Origin of the sequence: Pseudomonas sp. PS02303 (assembly GCF_029959925.1) — a bacterium.
In the GTDB taxonomy this organism is placed as follows: domain Bacteria; phylum Pseudomonadota; class Gammaproteobacteria; order Pseudomonadales; family Pseudomonadaceae; genus Aquipseudomonas; species Aquipseudomonas mandelii.
The window spans coordinates 1-2,367 of record NZ_JASCOM010000465.1 but is presented as its reverse complement, the minus strand read 5'-3'; the positions used below and the strand labels follow the sequence as shown (position 1 = coordinate 2,367).

The window sequence follows — 2,367 nt, the reverse complement described above, 5'->3', positions numbered from 1 at the left end:
GCCGCGTTCGGTGGTTACAAGAAGTCCGGCGTCGGCCGTGAAACCCACAAGATGATGCTCGATCACTATCAGCAGACCAAAAACCTGCTGGTGAGCTACGACATCAATCCGTTGGGCTTCTTCTAAAAATCGGGGGCGATACAGGTAATCCTGTGTCGCCCTTCCGATAGCTTTCGCGAGCAGGCTCGCTCCCACATTTGAAATGCGTTCCCGCTGTGGGAACCGGCTTGCTCGCGAAGGCGTCCTCGATAACCTGACATTCAAGGACTGGATGCCCTGCTCCCCTTGATCGATCCTTTGGAGTCCTCGATGAAAATCCGTTACAAGGTGAGCCTTGTGGCTGCTTGTGTGCTGTTCGTGACAACCAGTCTTCTGTCGCTGGTTCAGGTAGAGCAGATACGTACGATTGTGCGTCATCAAGTCGAGGCGAGCATCTCCGAATCGAGCAATGCTGTGGCACGTCAAATCGAAAACTGGCTGAACGGCAAACTGCGTCTGATGGATTTGGCGTCCCAAGCGATCGACCGCCAGTACAGTGCGCAAGCTACCCAACGAATCATCGATTCGCCCATTTTGAAAGATGAATTCAAGCTGTTATTCGGCGCCCTTGAGTCTGATGGAAAACCCATCAAGAACACTGCCTCCTGGAATCCAAAACCTGATTATGACGGTCGCACCCGCCCTTGGTACGCAACCGGAAAAGCCGGTAGCCAAGCGGTTTTAACCGACCCCTACAAGGACTCCACCACGGGTGAAATTCTGATCTCGGCAGTCGCGCGGATCAGCGACGCCGGTCAGTTGCTCGGGGTATTTGGTGGTGACATCCGTCTGACTACGGTTGCCGATGCCATCAATACACTGGATTTCGGTGGGGCCGGTTATGCGTTCCTGCTGAGTAAAAGTGGCAACATTATTTCCCATCCGGACGCCGAGCTGAACGGCAAGCCCTACAACCAGCTTTTCGCAGGCAGCGTTCTGCCTCTCGACAGTCAGCTGCAGCAGGTCAGCAGCGGTGGGAAGTCTCTCCTGGTGTCCTTCATTCCGCTCTCCGGTCTCAAGGGCATGGATTGGTATATCGGTGTGGTGCTGGATCAGGACATCGTTATGGCCGCAGCCCACATCCTGAGCTGGCGTGCCGTCATCGGTACCGGCCTGGGCGTGCTGATTAGCCTGTTGGTGTTGGGCCTGCTGGTAAGGCGGCTACTGCGACCCCTGGATCAACTCAAGGATTCGTTGGCAGACATCAATCGCGGAGAAGGCGACCTGACCCGCCAACTACCCGTGGTCGGCAATGATGAAATTGCGTTGGTCGCCGGGGAGTTCAACCAGTTCCTGCAGAACCTGAAAGCGCTCATTGGCGATGTGAAAAACAGCTCGCAACGCGTTCGGGAGAGCACCACAGCGACGTCATGCGAAGCGGACCAGGCAGCCAACCGTGTACAAGTTCAATTACAAGAATTGGATCAATTGGCCACCGCCATGACCGAGATGGCATCGACAGCCGAAGATGTCGCCCGTAACGCCCAAACCGCTGCCGAAGCGGCAATCGCTGCTAACGAGGAAACAGCGGACGGGGTTGCTCTGGTTTCCAGATCTACGGGGGCCATCAAGCGTTTGGCTGAAGAGATGGGCGCCACAGGTCATGCGATCAATGAGTTGTCCACGCTCAGTCAAAGCATTGAGTCCATTGTGGCGGTTATCACCAGCATCGCCGACCAGACCAACCTTCTTGCACTCAATGCGGCCATCGAGGCGGCACGTGCCGGCGAATCGGGACGCGGATTTGCTGTGGTGGCTGATGAGGTGCGCTCACTGGCCTCGCGAACCCAGCAATCCACGCAGGAAATACGCGAGATGATCGACCAGTTGCAGACAGGCGTGAAACACGCCCAAGTGCAAATGCAGCAAAGCCGCGACACGGCCAGCAAGACTGCCGGGGATGCCAACGCAGCCAATGACACCCTGAAGCGCATACGTGAGGCCATTTATCGTATCAATGACATGAACCTGCAGATCGCCGCGGCGGCTGAAGAACAAAGCGCCACGACCGAAGAAATCAATCGCAACACGACCAATATCCGCGATATCAGTCTTGAGGTATCCGGCAGTGCGGACAAACAGGTTCGTCAATGTTCAGTGATGGTGGACCACGTCGGCCAGCAGGACAAACTGCTCAGTCGTTTCAGGATTTGAGTTTCGCAATTGCCTGAGTGCTCAGGCTGCAAACAGTGACAAATCACAAACAACTATTCCACCGAGGTAAGAAAGATGAGTGCGGCTTCTCTGTATCCCGTTCGTCCCGAGGTTCTGGCCAATACGCTGACTGACGAGGCAACCTACAAAGCCATGTACCAGCAGTCGGTCGTC

Annotated in this window: 3 protein-coding genes; all 3 read left to right on the top strand. The window is 55.6% G+C overall.

The genetic code is table 11. The annotated features are described in order from the left end of the window. Nucleotides 1-126: aldehyde dehydrogenase family protein (locus tag QMX98_RS34100; RefSeq protein ID WP_003137649.1), on the top strand; the 126-nt coding region annotated here is incomplete at its 5' end. A gap of 183 nt (nucleotides 127-309) precedes the next feature. After that, on the top strand, nucleotides 310-2,193 hold the full coding sequence (locus tag QMX98_RS34095) for a methyl-accepting chemotaxis protein (RefSeq protein ID WP_282412063.1): 1,884 nt from the start codon (nucleotides 310-312) through the stop codon (nucleotides 2,191-2,193). A 75-nt stretch (nucleotides 2,194-2,268) separates the two neighbouring features. After that, the coding region (locus tag QMX98_RS34090; protein ID WP_248679717.1) for a hypothetical protein at nucleotides 2,269-2,367 on the top strand (99 nt) is incomplete at its 3' end.

Coding starts and splice junctions, on each gene's coding strand:
- QMX98_RS34095 (WP_282412063.1), top strand. CDS start 310: ATGAAAATCCGTTACAAGGTGAGCCTTGTGGCTGCTTGTGTGCTGTTC.